Raw genomic sequence first — 16792 nt, 5'->3', positions numbered from 1 at the left:
GAAACCCTGGTTTTTTACTAAGGGAAACCCTTATGCAAGTTTATATGGCGAAAGTCCGGTAAGTCCCCCGCCCCCTAAAACGCCCTGTCAATGCCGCTATTGGGCTTCGCTCCAGTGGGTGGCATAACGTATCAAATCGGCGCCGTCTTTCAAGTTCAATTTGGTACGAATGTTGAAGCGGTGCGTTTCGATAGTTTTAATACTGCGGCTAAGCAATTTGGCGATTTCCTGACTGCTATGTCCGGATCCGATCAAATGCAGTACCTCAAACTCACTGGGGGTCAGGCTGTTAATCAAAGGCTCTGGCTCCGAATTTCCGCCTGCGACCCGATTCAACAGCTTGGCATGCATGGGCTTGCTCAAATAAATATTTCCCTTTAATACCTCGTGGATAGCGGTTACCAGCACTTCACCCGGCTCCTGCTTCATCACGTAGCCGCGCGCCCCGGCCCGCAAAGCGCGTTCCGCATACACGCCTTCATCGTGCATGGAGACGACGAGTACGGGTAGTGCGGGGAGCAGGGTGTGTATGCTTTTTATGACCTCAAAACCGGAGAGAGTCTTGAGGGATACATCCATTAAAACGATATCGGCATGATGTCCTGCCTTGAGCGTGGCGAGCGCTTCGTCGCCGTCACCGGCCTCTGCAAATACCTCCATATCTGGCTCAAGATTGATAAGCATTGCCATGCCGTGCCGCAACATGGCATGATCGTCCACCAGCATTACCTGTGCTTTCGAAGCTGCCATCCCGGAAAACTCCTACATCATTCGCATTTCGAGCCGCACTTCCACTCCGCCTTCGGGATGCGACACGAATTCCAGTATTGCGCCAAGCTGCCGGGCGCGATATTGCATGATTTTAATACCCATTCCTGGAGTCGCTCCCTCTTTTGTGTTAAAACCGGCAAAGCCGCCGCCATCATCGCGTATCGACAGAGAGAGCATTTCTTCCTCGGAATCCAGCGAAATTGTCACATGCTGTGCGCTCCCGTGGCGTATTGCGTTATTGGTGGCCTCTTGGGCAATCCGGTAAATATTAAGCGCAAGATCCTTATCCTTGATGAGAACTTCATTTTTGCATATAAAATCACAAGTAATCTTGTAAGTGATTGCGATTCTGGATGCAAATGCCCGCAGTGCGGCCACCAGGCCATGGGTCTCCAGTTCAAATGGGAGCAGCCCCTGCGCAAGCTGCTTGCATTGCATCACGGCGATCTGTGCTTGAGTCGCGATGGAAGCAGCGACGGTTGCGGCATCCGTACTCCCCAACGAGGATATTTTTTTCTGCAGCGCTTTGGCCTGATAGCCAATCGCTGCAATCTGCTGCCCGAGATTGTCGTGTAAATCCTGGCCGATCGAACGCTGATGTTCTTCCGCTATGGAAACCAGGGTTTGCTCGAGATGTTTGCGCTCAAACCATCTCCCCAGATCAGTCGCAACCGCGTCGATGAGCCGCTGTTCTTCCGGCACCAGGAAAGGTTTGTCTTCGGGATAGAAGACACGCAACTGGCCGCAGGAATGGTTGTTGGCGCTGATCGTCGATTTCAGTTCGTGCGTAAGACCCTGACCGTGGTTCTTGGAAGTGAAGCGCTTGCCATCGAGTTCGATCATGGCGGTAGCAATTTCCGGAAATTGCATCGCGGGTATCAGGTGCTCGAAAATCTGCTGGCAGACGTTGTCCACCGATAATTCCACTCCCATGCCATGGCGAATCTCGTAGAGGCAAGTGATTTCTTTCAGACGCTCGCGCAACGCCTCGTCGATCTGTTTGCGCTCAAACCACCTTCCCAGATCAGTTGCGATCGCGTCGATGAGCCGCTGTTCTTCCGGCACCAGGAAAGGTTTATCTTCCGGATAGAAGACCCGTAGCTGGCCACAAGGATGGGCGTTGACGTTAATCGTCGATTGCAGCTCATGCGTGGCACCTTCGTCGTGATTCTGGGAAATGAAGCGTCTGCCGTCGAGCTCGATCATGGCGGTAGCAATTTCCGGAAATTGCATCGCGTGTATCAAGTGCTCGAAAATCTGCCGGCAAACGTTCTCCACCGATAATTCCGGCCCCATGCCCCGGCGAATTTCATAGAGACAGGTGATTTCTTTCAGGCGCTCGCGAAGCGCCTGACTTGCGTCAGCATGTTCATCCACAGGGGAATGGACGGAGTTGAAGTGCCTTTTATCCCGGCTGATCATTGAAGGCTTTCATAGTTCGATCACTTCAGTCTCTCACCTCGGCCGTTCCATGCCATGAATTTGAATACTTTGCCTAGTTTATATCAGTCATACCCTTCGTTCATCATTGCCCGCAAAAAGTCCCCGTCTTCTTTCCCACCTCCCAAACGTACTTCAGTACAGGTGTACCTCGGTCCAATAGGCAATACACCCAGCATCGGTAAGATACGGAACTGCTCTACCTAGCCAGAAAGACGGCATTAACGGCTTCTGATCTAGGAGTAACGACTTCGACGCATTTTTGCGCACGCCTCGATCGCTTCGGGCGTTACTGCACCGGGAAACCATTCCGTTAGACTGGCGTGGACAGAGAAGCAATCAATAACCACTTCAAATTGAAAACAAATGAACAGATATCTGTCAGAGCTTGATCAGCACCGTTTTGGCGTTATCACTGTAAAGGCCGAGGGGCTCGAATCAATTGAAGACTTAGAAGAATGCATTTCATTCAGCAATAACAACAAGGCAGATCTACTCATTGCCAGGCTTGACGCGAGCAAAATTAATGTAGTTCACCAGCTTGAAACTTTGGGCAGCATTTTATGTGACACGCTCATTTATTATGAATTACGCTGTCTCCGCGTAAAAAATTCAATTCCGACCGCTCACACGGATGAAGAGCCATTTCGGTTACGAGAAGTAATGGCAAGAGACCAGGTAGCAGTTACTGATGTTGCTCGGGAGGCGTTTTCAGAGTATGTCGGACATTATCATTCCGATCCTATGCTTAATAGGCATGACTGTGATGAAGCATACGTTTCCTGGTGTGAGAAGACGATAAAAAATGCCGGAGAAAGCAATAAAGTTATTGTTGCTGAGGATGGGAACGGAATCTGTGGGTTCCTTACGATGAAGATACACAACGATAAACGCCTTGAACTGGTATTGAGCGGGGTTGTGAAGCGCGTGGAGGGGCGGGGGGTCTATCGTCGCATGATCCAATATGCAGTAGAGTACGCAATCAGGACAGGTTTTAAGCGGATTTTCACCTCAACACAGATTATCAATCTCGCTGTTCAAAGAGTATGGACTGCTCAAGGATTTTTACCCCAAAAATTTGAATACACATTCCATAAATGGTTCAAGGCGAATATCAAGCCCGTTCCGATCGCAAACAAACTTCATTTCGGGTAACCCCAGCATAAACTGTGACGTTTCACCCACCTGCTTTGGCTAATCTACTTCAACCCGACCTGGAACCTTCTTTATTACTTGTGCTATTCACCGGGAATGTTGCCTCCTTTATCACCGCTAACGGCCGACCCATGCTGTTGACGTGCATACGAGACAGGTATTCCCCAATGATTCCGAGCGCAAACATCTGGGCTCCGGCGAAAATTGCAATTATCGATGCGAGAAATGGAAATCCTGCCATTCCGCTCCCATAGAGGAGATAGCGTCCAAGAACATACATCAACAAACACATGCCAAGCAACGTAAACAAAAAGCCTGTCCAGCTTGCTAGCTGAAGAGGGAAAACACTGTATCCTGTGACCATATTTAATGTATGCCTGACCAGTCGGGCTAATGTATAGCCCGAGGCTCCTACTGTACGGGAATCATGGCGAACCGGGATTGCAGCAAAGTGAGTAGTTGCCCAAGTCAGCAAAACATCAATAGAGACAAACGGGTTGCGATAATCCTTGAAGGCATCGCGAAGATGAGTTTTAAACACGCGATAAGCACTGATATGTCGCGACACATCACCACCCATTGCATGTTCAAGCATGCGCTTTGTAATGAGCGAAGCAATATCTCGAAGAACCCCATGTTTTTCCTGACAGGGAGTGCCGTATACTACGTCATACCCTTCCGCAAGCTTGGTTAATAGAGCGGGAATCTCTTCGGGCGGATTTTGAAGATCATCGTCCATAGTGATGATGATCTCAAAACGAGCAGCCCTAATCCCGCTCAGGATGGCGTTATGCTGGCCGTAATTGCGGCTATGAAGCATTCCGCGGATCCGTGCATCAGCCGCAGCCAAGGCCTGGATGATCTCCCATGTTTGTCCTCCCCCCCCATCCTCAACAATAATAATTTCATACTCAGGACACACCGATGGAAGTACCTTACCTAATCGGATACACAATTCGGGCAGCGTCCTTTCAGAGCGAAAGGCCGGAATGACTACAGATATACGGGGTTCAGAATGTTTCACAGGGCTATACGGGGAAATCGAGGAACAATGATCTCTATCTTCTGTACAGGGTTTTCAGGCCGATGATATATTGAGAAAACATGGGATGCCTTACAAAAAAGAAATCGCACCAGAGTTTCTCACCGCTATAAATTCGAGGCTCTCGCGGCCCGAATCTCTTCCGCCAGCTGCAGCACTGACATTGCATAATTTACGCTGCGATTGTAGCGGGTAATGACATGGAAATTATTGAAAGCCAGCCAGTGCTCCTTTCCATTCTTCGCTTCCAGTTCAAGTAGTGATGCCAGTCGGCCAGCCGGAGCATGCCAGCGGGGAGTCACCCCCCATTGTCCAATCTCCGCCACGGTGTAGCGCGGGGGGTATCCAGAATATAAAACTTCCCTGTAATCTTCGCCATTCACCGTTGCGGGGACCACTATCAGCTGGCCTGCTTCCCATCCATAGCTCTTCAGGTAATTGGCGACGCTCCCGATTGCATCCGCCGCGCTGCCGGATAAATCGATCTTGCCGTCATTATTGAAATCCACCGCGTATCGCCGGTAACTGCTGGGCATGAATTGCGGGATGCCGATTGCTCCTGCGTAAGAACCCCTGATACTCAAGAGGTCAGCCTGCTGGTCCCGTCCCATCAGGAGATATTGCTCCAACTCTCCGCGAAAGAAGGCCCCGCGGCGGGGATAGTTGAATGCAAGCGTAGTCAGGGCGTCGAGTATTCGGTGCTTGCCGTTTTGCGTCCCGTAAAAAGTTTCGACACCGATTACAGCTGCAATGATCTCCTCGGGAATCCCGAAGTCCCTGCGGGCACGCTCCAGTTCCAGAGCATTTGCGTTCCAGAAGGCTACACCCGCGGCAATACGCTTCGGCGTGACGAAGACGGGCCGGTATGCATACCACGGCTTTGCGGTAGCAGGCTGTGAAATCGCTTTTATGATTCCCTCCTGATACTGGGCCTGCCCAAGAATGTCCTCCAGTTCAGCCTGGACAAAGCCGTGTCTTTCGACCATTTCGCCGATGAAATTTTCGACTCCCTCTTTTGCTTTCTCTTTTGTCTCCTCTTCGATCTTCCCTTCAACCTGTCTTTCGATTCCTCCTTCAACCTTCCTTTCGATTCCTCCTTCGATCTCCGGGCGCGGCTCAGCAACCGGAGGAGCTACCGTGGTTGCCACACATCCCGTCAGTGCAAAAAAACCGAATGCATATATCAGAAAGCGCATAAATTCACCTGCATATAAAAATCCAATGGTTTACCCGTACTGGGGTTTTGGGGATAGCCAATAGTTCGGGACGTATCAGGAGTACCTCGGCAAATAAATGTACGATTCTATTTTTCATCCTTCAAGTCTCGTCCCCCCACTCCCGCCATCCCTTGAGCAAGGGAAAATAAAGTCCTCGCCTTACCGGCTGTCCTTCCACTGCCTGCACGAGTGCAGCATACCGATCCAGCTGATCGCGATAGCGCTCCTGCTCGCGATCGAGAAATTCCCCCATATCAGCGCCTTCGTGGCTGCTTGTCTTGTAGTCAACGACCCATCGCTGACCCGCCACATCGCGAAAAGTACGGTCTATCACGAAATCCATGTATTGGCCCCCGATGTGGCCGGTCATGCGCAACTCGCTGCGCGCCTCCTGCTGCGGTCCCAGTAGCCAGCGTCCGCGCGGCTCGCTCACTGCGTGGGTGAGCGCTGCCATTACTCTTTTTACGGCAACATCAGAATCATCCTTACCCGTGCTGATCGCCCCGCATGCAATCAACTGGCGCCGGAAAACATCCCGCAGGTCGATGATGCGAGCCGCGTTCCAGTCAGCGAGCCCGTCCTCGGCAATGCGTTGCAGCCATTTGTGGACTATATTGCCGACAAGCCTGGCTGTCTCGCCCGCCCAGGAATATTCGACTTCCCTCCAGGGGGGCAAAGGAGACGGGCCTGCTTCCCATTGAAGGGCGCGCGGGGCGGGCGGGAGTTCCCAGCCGGATACCAGGCGGCGAAGCGACTGGTCGATCACGGGTTTGTCTCTCGCCTCCTGCTCTTTATTGTCGCCGCACGACGCCGGGTCTGAAAAAACTGCTTTTGCTGCAGCCTCCCTATAAAAGGATTCGACCGCAGGCCAGATTTTGCTCAACAAAGTCCTGGCCGGCGGGGGTCTGAGTTCAGCCCCGCCTTCATTGCCGCTGATAACGCCCGTACTGCCAAGAAGATGCAAACGCTTTCTGGCGCGTGTTGCAGCCACGTAGAGCAACCGTCCATCCTCAAGGCATTCCTTCTCGTCATCGAGCTTTTCAATCCACGAATAGATTGGATCGCTCCCGGAACCGGTTTCCTGGATGGGTGCGAGCAACAGATCGTTCCTCCCGCCGCTTTCCTCTTCTTCCGTTTCCGGCCATTCGTCGCGCAAGTGCTCCATCCACATGAAGAGCTTCTTTTCATCGCTGCGCGACAAGCGGCCGAGCCCGGGTACAATCACGCAATCGAACTCCAGTCCCTTGGCCTTGTGGATGGTCATGATTTGCAGGGTACCGTCCGCTTTCGCGTCAGGCAAGGCGGAAAGCCCTGTCAACCCTTCCTCCAATGCCGCAAGACTGCGAATGCTTCCCGCTTCTTCATGCGACTCGAGATAATCAAGGTAGGCGGAAGCGTCTTCCAGCCCTGCCTCATCTTCGAGGCACGCCGGGCCGCCCAGCGCCAGCCACGCAGCTTCAACCGTTGCCCGCAGGGATTGCCGATTCCGATTGGCCATGCATGCCTTCAATACATTGCGCACCCGCAGCAGCCGTTCATAGCCGTCGGCCGAAACAAAGGCAATACGATTTTCATCCTGAAGCCACTCCCACACGGTGCCGCGACCGGGCCCGGCGTTTTCCTCTCCCTCTTGCACGGTGCCGGGAGCGCTCGCCTCATCAGATTGATCGGGAGCAGCCGACACAAGAGCATGGAGATCTGCAAGCGTAAGCCCGCACCATGGAGCTCTCAACAGCGCAAACCATGCCAGCCGATCCGCCGGGTGCATCAGTGCGCGCGTGAGGACCAATAGATCCTGCACCACGGGCTGCCGGCCCAGTCCTTCGATTTCGATCGCGCGGAAACGTAATCCGGCTTTTTTGAGGCGAGGCAGGATTTCCGCCAGGTGGCTGCGATTTCGAACCAGAATGGCAGTGGTGGAGCAATTCTCGTCACGCTGCGCCCGGGCGACAATCTCCACCACTTTCGCTCCCTCGGCCCCATGGTCATCGTTGAAGAATGGGTGCACGCTGACGGCAGGATCTGGCAATGCGGTGCGCACGGCAACGGAGGGTGAGTAGCGTACCGAACCTGTGGAAATATTCTCGCGCTGCGGCATGACACTTGCGAACGTCGCGTTAACCCAGTCCACGATACCGCGCTGCGACCGGAAGTTGGCGGAGAGTGAAACTGGACCGAGTGTCACGTTCCCAAATCCGGCAGCGCGGGCACGCAGGAACAGCCCGACTTCAGCCTGGCGGAAGCGATAGATGGATTGCATCGGGTCCCCCACCACGAACATGCTGCGTCCGTCGCCCGGCTCCCATCCTGTCGTCAGTTTTGTAACCAGCTCATACTGGCTGATCGAAGTATCCTGAAACTCATCTATCAATAAATGCCGAATGCGATAATCGAGTGCGAGCGCAAGATCTGTCGGCGCCTCGGGATCACCCAGGGCGCGCAATGCTGCCTGCGCCACTTCGGTAAAATCCACCTTGCCATGCTGCTGAAATACGAGCTTGAGCTGCGCAACAGCATAGGGTAGCAGTCGGGTGATCGAACCGAGTATTTTCCACTGCCCCTCTGTGTAAGCAGGCGGCGGCAGCAGGCGAATATCGTGCAGCGACTGGCGAAGCGAACCCTCGTCATTTTCGGCCAATTGGGAAATCAATCGTAACGCCCGCTCTTTCCAGGACTTTGCAATTTCTTTTTCGGCTTTGGTACCAGAGCCGGGTGGAAAACCTTCCCTGACTGTATGCTGCTTGCGCCAATCCCCTCCTCTCGTAAGGAGCAATTCCGAAATGGCGCACCAGCAGAAAACATCCTGCTCCTCACAACCAGGCAGAATGTCGAGCGCACCGAGCCGCTCATATTCAATCGACAGACTAGCGCCATTGGCCAGATTGCTGCCCGCATATCTGACCAGTGCGAGCAGTTCATCCTGCGCGACAGGAGGATGGGAGGCCCATAATGCGCGCACGCGCCGTAATGTCTGCCGGCGTGCGTTTCTTAATGCCGCTTCCAGCTCGTACCGCTCTCTGACATGAACGTGCCGCAACCAGTGGTCCCGAAGGGCCAGTATTTCTACCAGCAGTTTTTCTATACGTCCGATATCATTATCGAGGTGCTCCAGCAAACACTCGACATCTTCGGCAACCGCATCGTCGCCGTCAAGCAGAGCAAGGGTGGCGCGCGCCGCCTCGAGATATAGATCGGAGGCGTCATCCACCGTTTCCGGCTGCCCTCCGAATCCGGAGAGCACTGGCATCTGCCGGGTAAGGGAAGCGCACAGCGAATCGAATGTTTGGATGCGTAGCCGAGCAGGATGGTCAGCAAGGCGCCAGCACGCCTCCGCATCCCGTCGCAGCACCGCATGAGCCAGTGTTCGCGTCGTTTTTTCATGTTTGCTTTCCTGTTCGGCTTCCTGGGCTCCTGATGAGTGAGCCGCTTTTTGGGCGGAGGCCAGCGCGGCCACCAGCCGCTGGCGCATCTCGGCAGCTGCCTTGCGCGTGAATGTAATCGCCACCACCTCCTCCGGTTCTTCGACGCAAGCCAGCAGTTTGAGGTAGCGTTGAATCAGAAGTCCGGTTTTACCGGAGCCGGCCGGGGCCTGCACAATGAATGAGCAGGCAGGATCGAGCGCCTGGCGCCGTTCCGCCTCATCCGGCGGAACACTCGATGCATTCTGCTGCAGCGGGAGCACAATACTCATTCTTCCTCCCCTTGCGCGGTGAAATCCGTGGCTGCGCGCTCGTAAATGCGACATAAGGGCTGAACATCGCATGTACGACAGGTCTGTGGATATTTCTTGGGGTCGACTTGCGAATGACCGTTGGAAAAATCGGTAACGACGCTTACAAGAGCCTCAAACCACGCTGCGACGAGCGCTTCCCACGAGTCATATCGATCAATATGGCGTGATTGCGCAAACCCTTTTACGTCCGGTAAAAGATCGTTGTCGCGGGCAAGCGCGGTGTACCGCATTTCCCCGGCCCTGACTTGCGCAAAGGCAATGGCTGCAGCGTTCACCTCAGCGGCCACAAGATAGAGCGGCAGTTGAGGCTCGTCCGGGCGCTCCCCCAGCATCGCGTTCACGGAAGGCGCCCGTGTTTTGTAGTCGATGACAATCCGGCGACCGTCGGCGAGTTCATCCACACGATCCAGCCGGGTGTCCAATGCAAGCCCGCCGATTTCGATGCTCTTTCTAGCCTCGGTGGAAACTACAGTGAAATCGCCTCGCTTCCTCTCTTCTTCGAGCCATTCTCGGGCCAATCTTACCAGCCGCCGCTGCTCGACCCGGGCAAGACGTTCTGACAAAGTATGTGAATGCCTCGCGCTCATGCGTGCAATGACTTCCCCCGCGGCACTGGTCAGCAGCGTTCTCAACTCGTCCTCAGCCAAAGCGTCGAGTGCGCTCTTATTCTTGATCCGCTCCCATACCTGGGCAAGCATCTCGTGAACCAGCGTGCCGCGCTCTCCCGCATCAAGTCCAGGATGAGGCGTCTTCAAACCTTCCGCATGCAAACGATGTAGCGCCAACGCGCGGAATGGACAGGCGGCCTGGTCTTTTATCACCGCCACCCCGCCGCGGGCTCTGCCCTCTCCTCCTTTGCCAGAGACTATCCCGGGCGCCGGCTCATCCTTTATTCGCTCAAGTCGGCGTCCCTGATGAATCAGATCGCGATGTTTCACATAATCCGGAAGCAGACCGAAAAGCCTGATATCGCTGGTAGCAATATGTGCGATCAACGGACTTGGCGCCAGCTCACGTGTATCACTGCTTCCGCTATGCCGCGCGTGACTCAGAATAACTTCCTTCGATGCGGCCAGCCATCCCTCCGTAAAACGGGACGCAAGTTCGAGAGTGGCTGCCGGAGAGCCCAGGGGCAGTCTTTCGGCGCGCTGCAGCTCGATCGGCAGGAACGGGTTCGGGCGTGGTTGCAGCGGCCAGGCCTCATCCGATAATCCCATCACCCAGAGATGATCGAACATCATTCCGCCAGCTTCAAAGACCCCGAGTATCTGGATGGGAACATCCGGCGTCTCCGGCTGAAACAAGGTATCGGCAGCCACCCCGCGCAGATGTGAGATAGCCTGGCGATAGCTCATGCCGATGGTAACGTTATCAAGCAGGGCTAAACCCGCGAGGACGTCCTGCCATTTTTTGAGCGTCTGATATTCTGAAGAGTCAGGAGCTCTTTCACCTGGAAATCCGACGAGCTGCAGGATATCGGAAATTGCTCTTGCCAGCGTGGAAGGGCGCTGCACATCTGTCGACATTTTTTTGCAGAACTTTTCGCAGTCCCACAACAGCTTCACGAGGAGGGGACAGTTCGCGTTGTTTTCACGCTTTACCAGTACAAGCAGGCGTTCGAGTGTAATCACAGGTTCGGCACGCTTGCGCAATTTTGCATCCAGCCGTGCGCGGGGAAGCATTTCAGTCTCCGCTCCCGCCAGGAAGGGAGATCGTAACAAGAGGCTTGCACGCTCGAACTCGATTTCTCCCTGGATAAGCTCAAGCACAAGGAATGCAGTATGTACCAGCGGATACGAACTCAGCGCAACGCCCAGGGATATGTTGAATGGCATATGCCGCGGTACGCCGGGAAGGGCTTGACGGACATCCGGATCCATCACCGAGCTAAAGATTCGTACGAGGCTACTCCGGTACTCCGAAAGCGGGGGGACCACTATGCCGACGCGAGCCGTGCTATCCTTCTCGATTCGGGCCCGCGCCCACACCGCGGCCTGATAAATCTCGTCATTGCTGACGTCACATTCCACCCGGTGCACAGTCCGGTTTGGGGAGTACGGCACTTCGAAGCGGTGCGCGGCCGGATCGGTTCGTGTCATCTCATCGACCTCGCAACCCGCTTCCTCAAGCTTTGCCAGCAGCGCAGCCCACTGCGGCGTAACGCTGTCGAAACCATAACAAATCAGGCGTTGCGGAATCGCGATACCAGGGGAACCGCACAACCCGGTTACAAGCGTGCAAAGACGTGCATGGTCGATCTGACGAGCCTTGCGGGTTACATTTTTATAGCGATGCGACCAGGCGCTGAATGCCCTGCAATCCTCGTTCAACACGAATTTCCCGAACCGGGGGAGCAACTGCCACTCATGGGCCAGCCTCCACGCCTCCCGGGCCAACCGTGCGCTTTCTGCCACCGAGAGCAAGAGGGGAGCGGCCGATTGGACGACAACCTCCTCCCACAAGAACTGCTCCTGTGCAGATGTAAGCAGCTGGGGCAGATGAGATGCATGAGTGGAATAAAGCGCATCTTCGTAGATGCGCTCGATAAATGCGGAAACGGGCAGAATGTCGGCTGCAGCCCAGGCAGAAATTCCTTGCGCTGCCTGGATTCGATCGAACTCGCGCCTGAGGGTGATGGCGAGCCGCGTGTTGGGAGTCACCACCGTATCGCCGGCTTTCAATCCGGCGATACGGTTTACAACAACTTCGGGGAAAGGAATTTGTAGAGAATGAGGAATGGCAGACATGCCGCGGCAAGCCACCGCTATTGAATCAGCGTTCCAGCTTTTCCAGTTTTTCCGTCACTTTTGCCCAATCGTCGGCATCAGGCAGCGCATCCTTTTTCTCGATGATAGGTTTCCAGGATTTGGATAATTCGGCATTGAGTGCAATGAAATGCTGCTGAGTTCCCGGCACATCGTCCTCAGAGTAAATAGCCTCTACCGGGCACTCAGCTACACACAAAGTGCAGTCGATGCACTCGTCAGGATCAATCACCAGAAAATTGGGCCCTTCCCGAAAGCAATCCACTGGACACACATCTACGCAATCCGTGTATTTGCATTTGATACAACTTTCAGTTACTACATAAGTCATGACAGATCCTTGCTGAGCTCTTGGAGAATCCGCAATTTTACCAGAAATTTTATGAACACCACTATAACCCCCAAGACCCCGAACCATACTGCAATCATGGGTTTAAGACCTGTGGCCTCACTCTGCCCTGTCACCGGATAGGGCTGGACTCGGGAGAGTCTGCCGGATATGGAAAAGGAGAAGGAAAGGTGTATTACTGACTGGCATCTGCTCCTGCAAGAGACGATTGCCGGGCAGGAGAAGGGAGTGGCGGAAATGCGGAGATTGCTTTGTGGATGACTGATGAAAGGTTATTTCATCTCGGCTATACAGTTCCTTTGTAGATTTTTAATCGTCAGGCTATTTTTCTGGCTCTCCCTGCCCCCTGTTGTCCTCAATCCAAAAAGGCCAACAACAAGTCTCGAATTCCCCATCGAGAAAAATTACCTGGAGGAACTTGATGGGCAAAAAGCTGTTTTCACTTTAAAATAACAAAAACATAACAAAAAAATCACAATTAACCGATTGATTACCAAGAAGGGAACAATGATGAAAAAAGCAAAGCTCGTTGCTGTTTCATATATTTTTGCTATTGTGACCGCATTGTTGACGACAGCGGTTTCATTTGCAGAAGCGACGGAGGATGCGGATGCCAAGAAGATTCATAATGCTATAACTCTGAATGATTATGAGGCCAGAGCAAAGAACCACGAAGATGCAGCAAAGGAAATGCAAACCAAAGCGCAGGAGCAAAAACGGCTGCTTGAGCAGTACAAGGCTAAAAGCTATCTCTATGGAAGGCAAGCTCAAGATCTGCAAGGGCATGCTCATGCCTTGGCACGCAAATACGACAATGCCGCAAAGGCCCATATCAAGGAAGCCGAATCCTATCGGGGAATGGCAATACAGCTCGCGGAAGATACATTCTGCATCCCTCCGACAAAAAACGAGCATTGCTGAAGTCCGCGGTGTTATTTAAGGCCGCTGCAGGGCAGTAAACCTGACGCGTAGAGCATGAATCTCAAAAGCGGGGAATGGATTGGCATCGCGCCGCTTCGAAAAACCTTCCCCGCTTTGCTTCCCAGCAGGAATAGAAGCAAGGAATAAAAGCAGGACTACTCAGGAAGCACGCCGCATCGCACCACTCGTTTCATGCACTCCTCCTCCGTGGCTGATTGGCTCAGTGATGGAAATGGGTACGGGCAATTTCAGCAGGACATAAAGATTGGCAAGATTGTCGCGGAATAACTGGTCGAAGCTCGATACCGCGTAAGGCGGATTATAGTCCCCCAACCACCAGAACCAGTCGGAGCTTTCGCAGGACGCAAGCTGCCGCTCCGCTTTCTTTCTTTCGTCAGGGGTCAGGCGCCCACTTTGCATGACAAGATCATAACTGTGCTTGGCGGCGCTCAGCAGATCCCACGCACGGTTCTTGTCCCGATCCCCGATCCAGGTGGAGAAAGTTCCATACACCCAGCTGCCGGCGGTCAGAAGCGGCAGGCGGGCCGCTTCCTTCTCGTTCTCGGACGCGATATAGTCGCGATAGGTCGTGGAATGGATGGAAGGATGGTTTTCCAGAATTTCGTACAGATCATTGAGGAAATAATATCCATTGTAAGGATAGTATTCCCAGGCATTCTCACCGTCGAGAATCACGCTCACCACCGGTTTCTCTCCCGGCAATGCGCTGTGCCCGATCTCCTCCAGAGATCGCACCAGGTGCTCGGCAGCGTCCCGACCAAACCACTTGGCATATTCGAAACCGATCATGTCCGACAACTTCTCGTCCCGGAAGAAGCAAATGACATCGCCTGATTTGCCGTCAACCCGATATGGCCGGTAAAGAAAGCGGCTCCTCTCCGGCAGAGGCTCGCCCGGATAGGAGTGACGCAAACTGTTCGCCAGCACCCCTTCGCCACTGGCGCACCACTGGCAACCTTTTTCACCCAGTATCTCAAGTAGCGGTGCCGATACCGCTCCTTCCGCCGGCCATACTCCCTCGGGTCTTGCGCCAAAACGCGCGGCATGGCTTTCAATGGCGGAAACCAGTTGGGATGCGACGCGGCTCCGCCCGCCGGGATAAACCGGTTCGATCGGCAGAGCCGAACCCGGCACACTTTCGCGAGCGGATGAAAAATCGATCAGCAAGGGTGCGAGCGGATGGTAATGCGGTGTGGTGGAAAGCTCGATCTGCCCCGACTCCACCAACTTGCGATAACGAGGAATCAAGCCCTGCACAACCTCTCCGATCACATCGAGCAACTGCATTCGGTCTGCATAGCTGAAACCCTTCGCCTGGGTCATCAACTGGATCACAACCTCACTGCTTCGCCGCACACTTTCACCCGTCCAAGCCAGGTGATACCAGACAAGCAGATCCGCAAGATACTGGCCGGAAAGATAGGTCAATTCCCCATCTCCGTATTCCCTCAACATTTCATGGATGTCGTACAGGCGTTTGTACGCGGGATATGGCTGCATCATGGTCAGATGATTGCTGCGAAAACAACTGTCGAAGGCGCGTAACCGATCTTCTTCGGAAACGTCATCCAGGCTGGGGATAGCCAGCAACCGCAACAGCGGATCCCGGATCTCTCCGGAAGCAAACTGGGTGGCATAGTCCTCGAGCTGATCGAGCAATACCGGCACGAAATTGACCACCGCCTTCATGTGGGGATGAGCCTCAAGGTGAGCAGCCATATCGCTGTAATCCTTGATCGCATGCAGGTATACCCATGGGAGCATGAATTCGCCGGTCTCGTAATTGCGATAATCCGGCTGATGCATGTGCCACAGCAAGACTAATTGTACTGGTTGCATATCTCGCACACCTGTTTGATCAACCTTATCCAGCTCCGTTTCTATTATCTTACGTAATGTATCTTTTGCCCCAGCATTTCCGGAGTGACAAGCGTAACACCCGTTTCCGTCACATAAAAATGCTTTCTGTCTTCCACCGGATCAAATCCCACCTCCAGACCGGGAGGAATGATGCAGTTCTTGTCGACCACTACCCGCCTCAACCGTGCGTTTCGACCTACATCCACGTTCGGCAATATCACCGAGTCTTCAAGCACGCTGTAACTTCGCACCTGCACATTGGAAAACAATAGCGAGCGGCGCACGGTTGCCCCGCTGATAATGCAACCTCCGGAAACCATGGAATCCAGCGCCTGCCCTCGCCGATCATCATTATCAAAGACAAATTTGGCCGGAGGTAGCTGCTCCTGGTGCGTCCAGATAGGCCAGTCCTGATCATACAGGTTCAGATCGGGCGTCACCTGAACCAGGTCGAGATTGGCTTCCCAATACGCCTCGACTGTCCCCACGTCGCGCCAATACGGTACGCCAGAAACCATGTTCACGCAACTGTCCGAGAAGCGGTGGGTGAACACACGGCTCCGTGGAACAAGATGCGGGATCAGATCCTTGCCGAAATCATGCGACGAGTTCGGATCGTCGTGATCACGTATCAACTGATCGAAAAGAAAATCAGCGTTGAAAACGTATATTCCCATGCTGACAAGTGCATAGCCCGGACGACCTGGAACCGCTGTGGGAACTGAAGGCTTTTCGGTGAAATCTGTCACCCTTCCGTCCTTGGTTACACTCATGACTCCGAAAGCACTCGCCTCTTCCAGAGGAAGATCGATACAGGCAATGGTCATCTCGGCGGATTTCGCAATGTGATCGGCCAGCAATTTGGCATAATCCATTTTGTAGACGTGATCGCCGCCCAGGATCAGTACGTAATCCGGATTATGACTCCGCAGGATGTCTATATTCTGGTATACGGCATCCGCTGTTCCCTGATACCAGCTTTCTTCGGTTCTCTGTTGTGCCGGCAACAGTTCGATGAATTCCTGAAACCGTCCGTCAAGAAACCCCCATCCCTGCTGGATATGGCTGATCAGGCTTTGCGCCTTGTATTGCGTTGCGACACCAATGCGGCGAATACCGGAATTCACGCAATTTGAAAGAGGGAAATCGATGATACGAAACTTGCCGCCGAAAGGAACCGCAGGTTTCGCCCGCCAATCGGTCAACTGCCGCAGCCGGGTGCCACGGCCGCCGGCCAGTATCATTGCTATTGAATTACGTGTGATCTGGCTATAAGAGCGCAAGTCAGCCGGCAATTTCATTCACAACCTCCCTTGAATTGTCGCATGGGCGACTCTTTTATCATTATATTACTGCAGTTGCAGCAGTTTTCTGCAGCTAAATTGAAGGAAGCGCAAGCGCCTTGTCTGGCCTGACTGTTTCTTCTCCGCCTGCTCCTCTCATGGAGTGCCCCCAGGCCAAGCCTGAGATTGCCAAAGTCATTGCGGAACGGGCTAAAATAGCATAGCGAAAAAATTA

11 protein-coding genes are annotated in these 16792 nt (G+C 53.7%); 2 read left to right on the top strand and 9 right to left on the bottom strand.

Annotated elements, in window-relative coordinates; all coding sequences use genetic code 11:
- Positions 1–96: 96 nt before the first annotated feature.
- Both NMUL_RS03850 and NMUL_RS14840 read right to left on the bottom strand, forming a co-directional pair.
- On the bottom strand, positions 97–750 hold the full coding sequence (locus NMUL_RS03850) for a response regulator (protein WP_011380085.1): 654 nt from the start codon (positions 748–750) through the stop codon (positions 97–99).
- 12 nt (positions 751–762) lie between these two features.
- Complete coding sequence (locus tag NMUL_RS14840; protein ID WP_011380084.1) at positions 763–2193, bottom strand: ATP-binding protein; 1431 nt, start codon at positions 2191–2193, stop codon at positions 763–765.
- Between the two features lie 384 nt (positions 2194–2577).
- On the opposite strand from NMUL_RS14840, the gene NMUL_RS03840 reads away from it, so the two are divergent.
- Positions 2578–3366, top strand: a complete 789-nt coding sequence (locus NMUL_RS03840) for a GNAT family N-acetyltransferase (RefSeq protein WP_011380083.1) — start codon at positions 2578–2580, stop codon at positions 3364–3366.
- Between the two features lie 49 nt (positions 3367–3415).
- On the opposite strand, the gene NMUL_RS03835 is transcribed toward NMUL_RS03840, so the two are convergent.
- The 5 genes from NMUL_RS03835 to fdxA all read right to left on the bottom strand — a co-directional run bounded on the left by NMUL_RS03835 (position 3416) and on the right by fdxA (position 12454).
- Positions 3416–4390, bottom strand: coding sequence for a glycosyltransferase family 2 protein (locus NMUL_RS03835; RefSeq protein WP_011380082.1), 975 nt, complete (start codon positions 4388–4390; stop codon positions 3416–3418).
- A 125-nt stretch (positions 4391–4515) separates the two neighbouring features.
- Positions 4516–5604, bottom strand: coding sequence for a lytic murein transglycosylase B (gene mltB / locus NMUL_RS03830; RefSeq protein ID WP_011380081.1), 1089 nt, complete (start codon positions 5602–5604; stop codon positions 4516–4518).
- 121 nt (positions 5605–5725) lie between these two features.
- On the bottom strand, positions 5726–9316 hold the full coding sequence (locus NMUL_RS03825; RefSeq protein ID WP_011380080.1) for a UvrD-helicase domain-containing protein: 3591 nt from the start codon (positions 9314–9316) through the stop codon (positions 5726–5728).
- Positions 9313–12105 (bottom strand): PD-(D/E)XK nuclease family protein, encoded by a 2793-nt coding sequence (locus NMUL_RS03820; protein WP_011380079.1) that lies wholly within the window; start codon positions 12103–12105, stop codon positions 9313–9315. The genes NMUL_RS03825 and NMUL_RS03820 overlap by 4 nt, the downstream gene beginning before the upstream one ends.
- Before the next feature lie 25 nt (positions 12106–12130).
- Complete coding sequence (gene fdxA / locus NMUL_RS03815; RefSeq protein ID WP_011380078.1) at positions 12131–12454, bottom strand: ferredoxin FdxA; 324 nt, start codon at positions 12452–12454, stop codon at positions 12131–12133.
- A gap of 525 nt (positions 12455–12979) precedes the next feature.
- Between fdxA and NMUL_RS03805 the strand changes: the two genes are divergently transcribed.
- On the top strand, positions 12980–13393 hold the full coding sequence (locus NMUL_RS03805) for a hypothetical protein (protein WP_011380077.1): 414 nt from the start codon (positions 12980–12982) through the stop codon (positions 13391–13393).
- 159 nt (positions 13394–13552) lie between these two features.
- Here the strand turns inward: NMUL_RS03805 and NMUL_RS03800 are convergent, their stop codons facing one another.
- Together NMUL_RS03800 and glgC are read right to left on the bottom strand one after the other, a co-directional pair.
- Entirely contained in the window at positions 13553–15253 is a 1701-nt protein-coding gene (locus tag NMUL_RS03800; protein WP_011380076.1) for a glycoside hydrolase family 57 protein, read from the bottom strand.
- Positions 15254–15297: 44 nt separating this feature from the next.
- Positions 15298–16575: a glucose-1-phosphate adenylyltransferase gene (glgC, locus tag NMUL_RS03795; protein WP_011380075.1), complete on the bottom strand. Its 1278-nt coding sequence runs from the start codon at positions 16573–16575 to the stop codon at positions 15298–15300.
- Between the last annotated feature and the right edge of the window lie 217 nt (positions 16576–16792).

The organism is Nitrosospira multiformis ATCC 25196 (assembly GCF_000196355.1).
In the GTDB taxonomy this organism is placed as follows: Bacteria; Pseudomonadota; Gammaproteobacteria; order Burkholderiales; family Nitrosomonadaceae; genus Nitrosospira; species Nitrosospira multiformis.
The sequence above is the reverse complement of the archived record's forward strand: the minus strand, read 5'-3'. Positions and strand labels throughout refer to the sequence as shown.

Coding starts and splice junctions, on each gene's coding strand:
- NMUL_RS03850 (WP_011380085.1), bottom strand. CDS start 750: ATGGCAGCTTCGAAAGCACAGGTAATGCTGGTGGACGATCATGCCATG.
- NMUL_RS14840 (WP_011380084.1), bottom strand. CDS start 2,193: ATGATCAGCCGGGATAAAAGGCACTTCAACTCCGTCCATTCCCCTGTG.
- NMUL_RS03840 (WP_011380083.1), top strand. CDS start 2,578: ATGAACAGATATCTGTCAGAGCTTGATCAGCACCGTTTTGGCGTTATC.
- mltB (WP_011380081.1), bottom strand. CDS start 5,604: ATGCGCTTTCTGATATATGCATTCGGTTTTTTTGCACTGACGGGATGT.
- NMUL_RS03825 (WP_011380080.1), bottom strand. CDS start 9,316: ATGAGTATTGTGCTCCCGCTGCAGCAGAATGCATCGAGTGTTCCGCCG.
- NMUL_RS03820 (WP_011380079.1), bottom strand. CDS start 12,105: ATGTCTGCCATTCCTCATTCTCTACAAATTCCTTTCCCCGAAGTTGTT.
- fdxA (WP_011380078.1), bottom strand. CDS start 12,454: ATGACTTATGTAGTAACTGAAAGTTGTATCAAATGCAAATACACGGAT.
- NMUL_RS03805 (WP_011380077.1), top strand. CDS start 12,980: ATGATGAAAAAAGCAAAGCTCGTTGCTGTTTCATATATTTTTGCTATT.
- NMUL_RS03800 (WP_011380076.1), bottom strand. CDS start 15,253: ATGCAACCAGTACAATTAGTCTTGCTGTGGCACATGCATCAGCCGGAT.
- glgC (WP_011380075.1), bottom strand. CDS start 16,575: ATGAAATTGCCGGCTGACTTGCGCTCTTATAGCCAGATCACACGTAAT.